This is a genomic window from Facilibium subflavum (assembly GCF_003574485.1).
Classification (GTDB): Bacteria; Pseudomonadota; Gammaproteobacteria; order Francisellales; family Francisellaceae; genus Facilibium; species Facilibium subflavum.
Genome location: NZ_QLIT01000247.1, coordinates 1 through 7062, shown reverse-complemented (window position 1 = coordinate 7062; position 7062 = coordinate 1). Strand labels below are relative to the sequence as shown.

Genomic DNA, 7062 nt, shown 5'->3' with positions numbered 1-7062 from the left:
ATATACTTCATGTAGTCCATTGTCATTCAAATTATTATCATTACGCCAAAGCATAAGAATAACGGCCACATCTGGTCTGTAAAGTTCTGACAGCAAAAAAGTTTATTTTCTTAAGCGGGTAATTGATTTTATTGTTGCGGTTTTGGTGACTAATGTTTAACTTGGGGTCGGGAAGTTATTTTGTGCGCTTCCCATTACGATCATTACTAAAGCCAAGCCGTAAAATTGTCCCTAAATCTCGTGATGTCGTTGTAACCGGACGGCTTCCACTGCTTGCTTGTGATCTAAGTGAATGACCTAAGCATAATGCACGTGCATTAGCGTGGGCTGGATTAAATCGAAGTGTTTGAACCATATCAAGTAACTTGCTTAAACAATTATATGGGTGAGTGTTTGTTTCGTCTAATAAATCAGCCAGTGTATCGATTGGAAACTTTCTACTAAGCGACTCTTGCCTTGTATACTCTTGCCAGTGACTGATAACATAATCATGATCAATTTTTCCAAAACAATATTCATCTCCTTCATTCATGCGGCCAAAATTATATATATGCAAATCATCTTCGGCTAATAAATATGCTGCAATAAGAATAGGAATCAAACCTTGGGTTTGTTCTTTATCTATCTTATTTAGATTGCCATAGGGTGTAAAGCCTGGTAAACCGACCGAGCATATTCCTTCTATCGCACCATTTTCATTTAAGACTAATTTTGATTGTGAAGCGCGATTACCAATTAAAAAGCGCCAGATATTGGCATAGACTACTTCTGCGATCATATTATTTTGCTCAGCAATGCGTCTATGTCGTGAGTCAAGTGGATCAAGCCATTTCACAAAGAAATGTTGATCACACTCGCTGTTATAATAATGTTCAACAGCATGAGCAGATTTTGCATGATTAGAGTCGCTTTTATTTTCTCCCAGGTTTTCATAGGCAATATAAGATGAGGTGTCCTCATCTTTGTATGTTGAGTAGCCATCTGAGTCAAGTACTTTTTCATCCTCTTCTAGGTATTCAGCTTGAAAGGCATAATTATCATAAGCACGTTGGATATAGTTTCGCAGTGAGTTTCTGTGATCATTTCCTCTAAGTACTATTTCAACTGCTTCATCAAGCAGATAATTAGTAAACGCCTCTTGGTTTGCAACAGCAATCCTTGAACGGTCTATGTTAGGTGATGTTTCAAGACCAAGTATTCTTTGGATTTGATCTCGATCTTGATTCAGGTAGGCGTAAGTAAACTCACGCAAACGATCAGGATTGTGTTCACTTATATGTTTAACAAGATATTGAAACTTTTGAGCTCGTCTAACTCCGATATCACCGTGTCGGTGCCTTAATTGAAAAACGCGACTACTTGATGATTTATTTTTACTTATATAGATATTACTTGCATTCATAAGACCATCGTATAGTGACATATTTCCTCCATAAGATAATAAGCTGTTAATCCAGAGCTTTACTGTATTAACAAGCTTTCCCATTTAAGTGATTAATAATCTCGCAATTAAAGGATATCATGTCAACCATTTTTTTAGTAATTCGCTTATTTGTTGCGCATTGAGAGGAGTTAAGGCGTATATTGCATAATAATAAAATAGATGATATCGATAATTAGCAAAATAATGATTAGAAAGACAAATTTTTTAATGCCAATGTGTGTTGCCTGCCATTTAAAGTAATCAATTGTGCGCAGTATGGAAAGTGAAATCGCAGCAATAACAATAGAAACACTGCCAAATATAACACTAAATATAAGAAACGGAAACCATGCGCTTAAAGCACCAACAATAGCGTATAAGAGTAGATAGATAAGGAATATTTTCACCCATTGCTTTTTCATTTTTTCTCCTGATCGTGATTTGATCTTTGTTAACTTCTTTAATTTATAGCGTATTATAGACTATGGTTGGTATGGAAAATAATTTATACTTTAACTATTTCAAAGCTTAATAGCCAGAGCCAGATATAACAATGCTGCCTGTTTTAGATCAACTTGCACAACACAAAAAAATCTATGCGCGCTTTATTAAACAATTAAGGCAAGAAAACTTTCGTGGTGATATTCAAGAAGATTATGCATCACGTATTTCAACTGCTGTAGATAATAGTATTTATCAGGTGATTCCTGAGGTGGTATTGTTTCCTAAAAACACCCAAGATATTGAAAAAATATTGATGCTGACGAATAAGCCACGTTTTCAATCTGTTAAATTCAGCGCGCGTGGGGCTGGCACTGGTACTAATGGCCAGTCATTATGTCAGGGGGTGATTATTGACAGTAGCCGTTATTTAGATCAAATTTTAGAGGTCAACCTTGATAAAGGCTATGTGCGTGTAGAGCCTGGGGTTGTGCTTGATCAGTTAAATGAAGTATTACAAAAACACGGTGTTTTTTTTGCACCGAATTTATCACCTAGCAACAGAGCAACTATCGGTGGCATGGCAAGTACGGATGCCTGTGGCAAAGGATCTCGTATTTATGGGCGAACAAGTCAGCATATTCTGGCGATTAATTGTGTGCTAAGTAATGGCCAGATGGCACATATAACAGAAACTGATGTCAATAAAATAAACAGCATGTCCGCTACAGTGCAATCGGATGATTTAATGATGGGCATTTACCAAACTGTTCAGTCAGAAATTATCAAACAGTATGATTTAATTGAAGCGCAATTTCCAAAATTAGATCGCTTTATGACAGGCTATAATCTGGCTAAAGCGTATAATCGAGAAAAAAATACGGTAAATCTTAACTATTTAATTGCAGGCTCTGAAGGCACATTGGTTTATATTACCGAGTTGACATTAAAACTGACACCTTTGCCAAGAAAAAAGGCACTTTTTGCAATCAGTTATCCAAGTTTTAATCAAGCCTTATCAGATGCAAAGAGTTTATTAAATTTAAATCCTGCTGCGATTGAGACAGTTGATGATAATATTTTAGCGCTTGCACGACAAGATGAAATCTATCCGCAAATTCAGCATATGATTGAGTGTGCAGGGCAGAACACACCTCGAGCAATTAATTTAATTGAATTTATCTGTGATGATGAAATACAGTTACAGGCTAAACTTAAGCTGGTTTCAGATGGTCTTAATAATCAGCAAAGGCATTTTTATTGTGCAACAAAACATGAAGAAATCACTTCTTTATGGGAATTGCGTAAAAAGGGCGTGGGGCTTTTAGGTGCAATGCCTGGGGCAAGAAAACCGATTCCATTTATGGAAGATACGGCTGTTCCACCTGAGAACCTGGCTGATTATATTACAGAGCTGCGTGCGCTTTTAGATCACTATGGCTTAAAGTATGGCATGTTTGGCCATGTTGATGTTGGCTGCTTACATATGCGCCCTGCATTGGATATGAATGATACCAAGGATCGCCAATTAGTGATGAAGCTTACCAAAGAGGTCAATGCCCTGGTAAAAAAATATGGGGGTGTTTACTGGTCTGAGCATGGCAAAGGCTTTCGCAGTGAATATGTCAAAGATTATTTTGGGGAGAAACTTTATGTGTCTTTACAAAAAATCAAAAAAGCATTTGATCCCTATAATCAGCTAAATCCAGGCAAGGTTGTTGTGCCTTATTTAAGTCATGATCAATTAGTCAAGGTTGATGGTCCTTTTCGGGGTGTTGAAGATGCACAGGTAACAAAGGATACCAGGGCACTTTTCTCTGGTGCATTTGATTGTAATGGGAACTCGGCTTGTTTGAATTATAATCTCAACCAGATTATGTGCCCTTCTGCTAAGGCTTCTCGTAATTGGGTATACTCGCCCAAAGGCAGAACTGCCTTACTACGTGAATGGCTAAAGCAATTGTCGATAAAGGGTTATGAGGTCAAGGAAAAACCCGATAAATATTTGGTTAAGAAGAAGGTAAATAAAAAGGACTTCTCTTATGAAGTCTATGACTCATTACAAAAATGCCTAGGTTGTAAGGCCTGTGCTACAGCATGTCCAATTAAGGTGGATATTCCCAATATGAAGCCGTTATTTTTAGCACACTATCACAGCCGCTATAGACGACCATTAAGGGATTATTTAATAAAAAACACCGAAAAAATTTCCCTTTATCAGGCGAAATGGCCTGTGTTTTTTAATGCGATTCAGCAAGCAAACCCAATAAAGAATATCATCAATAAGTATATTGGTCTTGTTGACTCCCCTGTTCTGTCTCATCAAAGCTTACAAAAAGAATTACAACACCGTAAAGTGCCTGTATTTTCTTGGAAGGGTTTACAAAACATAAGTGAACAATATCCAGATAAGGTGGTATGCATTGTTCAAGATGCATTTACCAGTTGTTATGATGCAAAGGTGGTTTTAAGCGTATATGATTTTTTAACAATGCTTGGGTATGTTGTGTATGTACTACCGTTTATGGAAAATGGTAAAGCCGCGCATGTTAAAGGGTTTTTAGGTTCTTTTGTTAAAAAAGCGCAAAAAACGACAGCATTTTATAATCAAATTGCCAAATTAGGCGTGCCTTTAATTGGTATTGACCCAAGCATGACACTTGTGTATCGCGATGAATATAAACGCTTTTTAAAAGACCAGGTGAACTTTCATGTTTATCTTTTCCAGGAATGGTTTGTGAATGAGCTTTCAGCCTTAAATGTTGACAGTAATAGATATCCCGCACAAAAAGCGGCATTATTAGCACATTGCTCAGAGCGATCACAATCCGCTGTATCAATGATTTATTGGCAGAAAATTTTTAAGGCTTTTAATATCGCGCTTACCATTGAAAAGGTTGGTTGTTGTGGGATGGCAGGAACTTTTGGCCATGAAAAGGAAAACGTTGATATGTCGTATAAGGTTTTTGAATCCAGTTGGCAGCCTTTGATTCAAAAAAACCAAGATACATCTGAACTGCTTGCCAGTGGTTTTTCATGCCGCTGCCAGGTAAAACGTTTTGCAAAATCATCGCTTAGTCACCCTGTGCAATACTTGGTAAAAATGCTAAAAAAATAGCTTGCAATCGAATTTCGAGAAGCTATAATGACTTTTCGTTGGGTCGTTAGCTCAGTTGGTAGAGCAGCTGGCTTTTAACCAGTTGGTCGCAGGTTCGAATCCTGCACGACCCACCATTTATTCCTATTTTAAAGCTGAAAACGTAATTATCGTGGAGTCATGCTAGGCTATCCAATCTTTTAAAGTAAAAAACTTGACAAATGTTTTTTAAAATTTAAAATAACAGTTAAAATGTTAAGGCTATCACCTGATGCTTAAGTATGGGGATTTTGAATGTATCTGATTGGGAATTTGCATTTAAAGTAGCTGTGATATTGATACAGAATTGTTATAACCAGTCAATAAATTAAAGGAATAAAGTGAATGGTGAGGGTTATTATTTTTAATTTTATAATGCTTGTATTGCTAGCTATTTTGGTAGTATGGTTAATCAATAAAGCGCATCATGATAAGCAAATTAATAAGTGTATTATAGGAAAAACTGGTAAGCCGGGATCACAGTGTGCGTATTATTTTCTATACCAGAAAGAACATGCAACGATATCAAGTGAAAACCAATATTATGGCGGTGATCGAAATTATCCAGCAGCGCTTTAGGGTTATTACAAGGGGGAGTAATGAAAAGGTATTTTATTGGTTTATTAAGTGGAGTCTTTATTTGTAGCTTAGCATTAGGTTCAACAGTAGAGACAATATATTATTTATCTGATAACAAAAGTATGGTTGCTTATATTTTTCCGGTGGGAAAGTATCATGCTATAGTTTCAAATGATTATACCGCCTATGGTCAGAGCCAGAATATCTTTGATAACTTTGCTTATAATCAAGAGTACAGAGATCGACTGTCACAGTTAGTGTATTTAAGATCAAGAGACTACTTGCCTGACAAGCAGCGTTTTTTGGTACGCGACAGCTATGCAAATATATGGAATAAATATAATTTTGCTGATGCAAACCCTGTTTCTAACGTTGACTACAGTGGTCACACACCACGAAAAAAAAGCATTTCAGGCTATATAGATCATGGCTTTAAAAGAGGGATACTGTTAAAAGGGGTAATTGCAGCAGTAGTTATTTCGGGCTCATTTTTATTTACCGCGGTACTGTTTCCTTTTCGGTTTGAATTAAGTGAGTTTGCGCAGAAGATTGAAAGCAATCAGGACTTAATAAAGCAATTTTGGGTAAAGAAAGCTTGGAAAAAGTCTGTTGGGAAAAATGAAATGATGGAAGCAAATAGATGGGGGAATGCAAAAGTTGCGGTATTTGAGCAGAGGCTTATAAAGTTTGGGGAGTTCTTAAAAACACTAGTAAATAGCCGGGGGGCTTCATCGGTGGCGATAATTAAATTGGCGGTTAAATCTATTACAAATTTATCGGCATCACGTGTGAAAATTTCTGCAAAAAAATGGTGGCTAAACAAAACCACTTGTAAAGATGTTATGCACCTAAAGCATAGGAGTAAATTTTTAGTAAGTCAGTCTTCTATATGAGGTTGTTTATCACTTTTATTATGGTTGAGCAGTTGGATTTTTCGCACTATATACTAGAGTTTTTGCCTTTGAAAGTTAAGAGCGTGTAGGTAATAACAATAGTTCTTTAGTGGCCAGTGTTATATAAAAATTTTTGGCTTTATCAAGGCCGACTCATTAGGGCAATTAGCAATAAAAACATCTTGACAAATATTTTTTATTTGCTACATTATTAATTAGCAGTTGGGGTAAAAAAATAGCTGCTGCATTTTCAGGTGTGAAGATTCACATTGATTTATATCAAACAACGCAGATAATCTGATTGCATCATTAGGAGAAGCGATGAGAGATAGAATGGATACCGCTATAATATTAGCATCAAAGCGAGATAATGAAGTTTTCGAGGTAAAGAAGAATGCTCACAGGCAAGAGGAAAATGGCAAAAAGCTTACCAGTGTTTGTAGTCTAGATGGTGCAAAGCAAGATGCATATAAAACGAAGGATTTGAATAAATCATGGTTGGTTGCATTAGGTGGCTTTCTGGTTATTTTTCTGATAACGGTTATAGGTGTATTTTTGTTTGTTTTTTAGCATATTGGTGAAGCAATGGG

5 protein-coding genes and 1 tRNA gene are annotated in these 7062 nt (G+C 36.4%); 4 read left to right on the top strand and 2 right to left on the bottom strand.

What is annotated here, in order from left to right; translation table 11 throughout:
* Window positions 1–175: 175 nt before the first annotated feature.
* Both DNK84_RS12505 and DNK84_RS12500 read right to left on the bottom strand, forming a co-directional pair.
* The gene (locus DNK84_RS12505; RefSeq protein WP_162902449.1) at window positions 176–1423 is read right to left on the bottom strand and encodes a hypothetical protein; all 1248 of its coding nucleotides are present in this window, start codon (window positions 1421–1423) and stop codon (window positions 176–178) included.
* Window positions 1424–1572: 149 nt separating this feature from the next.
* Window positions 1573–1845 (bottom strand): hypothetical protein, encoded by a 273-nt coding sequence (locus tag DNK84_RS12500; RefSeq protein ID WP_119344818.1) that lies wholly within the window; start codon window positions 1843–1845, stop codon window positions 1573–1575.
* Between the two features lie 131 nt (window positions 1846–1976).
* Between DNK84_RS12500 and DNK84_RS12495 the strand changes: the two genes are divergently transcribed.
* From DNK84_RS12495 to DNK84_RS12475, 4 genes are all read left to right on the top strand, one after another.
* Window positions 1977–4982, top strand: coding sequence for an FAD-binding and (Fe-S)-binding domain-containing protein (locus DNK84_RS12495; RefSeq protein ID WP_119344817.1), 3006 nt, complete (start codon window positions 1977–1979; stop codon window positions 4980–4982).
* Window positions 4983–5022: 40 nt separating this feature from the next.
* Window positions 5023–5098 (top strand) — tRNA-Lys (locus DNK84_RS12490).
* A gap of 501 nt (window positions 5099–5599) precedes the next feature.
* Window positions 5600–6472 (top strand): RHS repeat domain-containing protein, encoded by an 873-nt coding sequence (locus DNK84_RS12480; protein WP_119344815.1) that lies wholly within the window; start codon window positions 5600–5602, stop codon window positions 6470–6472.
* A gap of 321 nt (window positions 6473–6793) precedes the next feature.
* Window positions 6794–7042: a hypothetical protein gene (locus DNK84_RS12475; protein WP_119344814.1), complete on the top strand. Its 249-nt coding sequence runs from the start codon at window positions 6794–6796 to the stop codon at window positions 7040–7042.
* Window positions 7043–7062 lie beyond the last annotated feature (20 nt).

Bases quoted from the DNA above. Each gene is read 5' to 3' on its own strand.
- DNK84_RS12505 (WP_162902449.1), bottom strand. From the start codon at position 1,423: ATGTCACTATACGATGGTCTTATGAATGCAAGTAATATCTATATAAGT.
- DNK84_RS12500 (WP_119344818.1), bottom strand. From the start codon at position 1,845: ATGAAAAAGCAATGGGTGAAAATATTCCTTATCTATCTACTCTTATAC.
- DNK84_RS12495 (WP_119344817.1), top strand. From the start codon at position 1,977: ATGCTGCCTGTTTTAGATCAACTTGCACAACACAAAAAAATCTATGCG.
- DNK84_RS12480 (WP_119344815.1), top strand. From the start codon at position 5,600: ATGAAAAGGTATTTTATTGGTTTATTAAGTGGAGTCTTTATTTGTAGC.
- DNK84_RS12475 (WP_119344814.1), top strand. From the start codon at position 6,794: ATGAGAGATAGAATGGATACCGCTATAATATTAGCATCAAAGCGAGAT.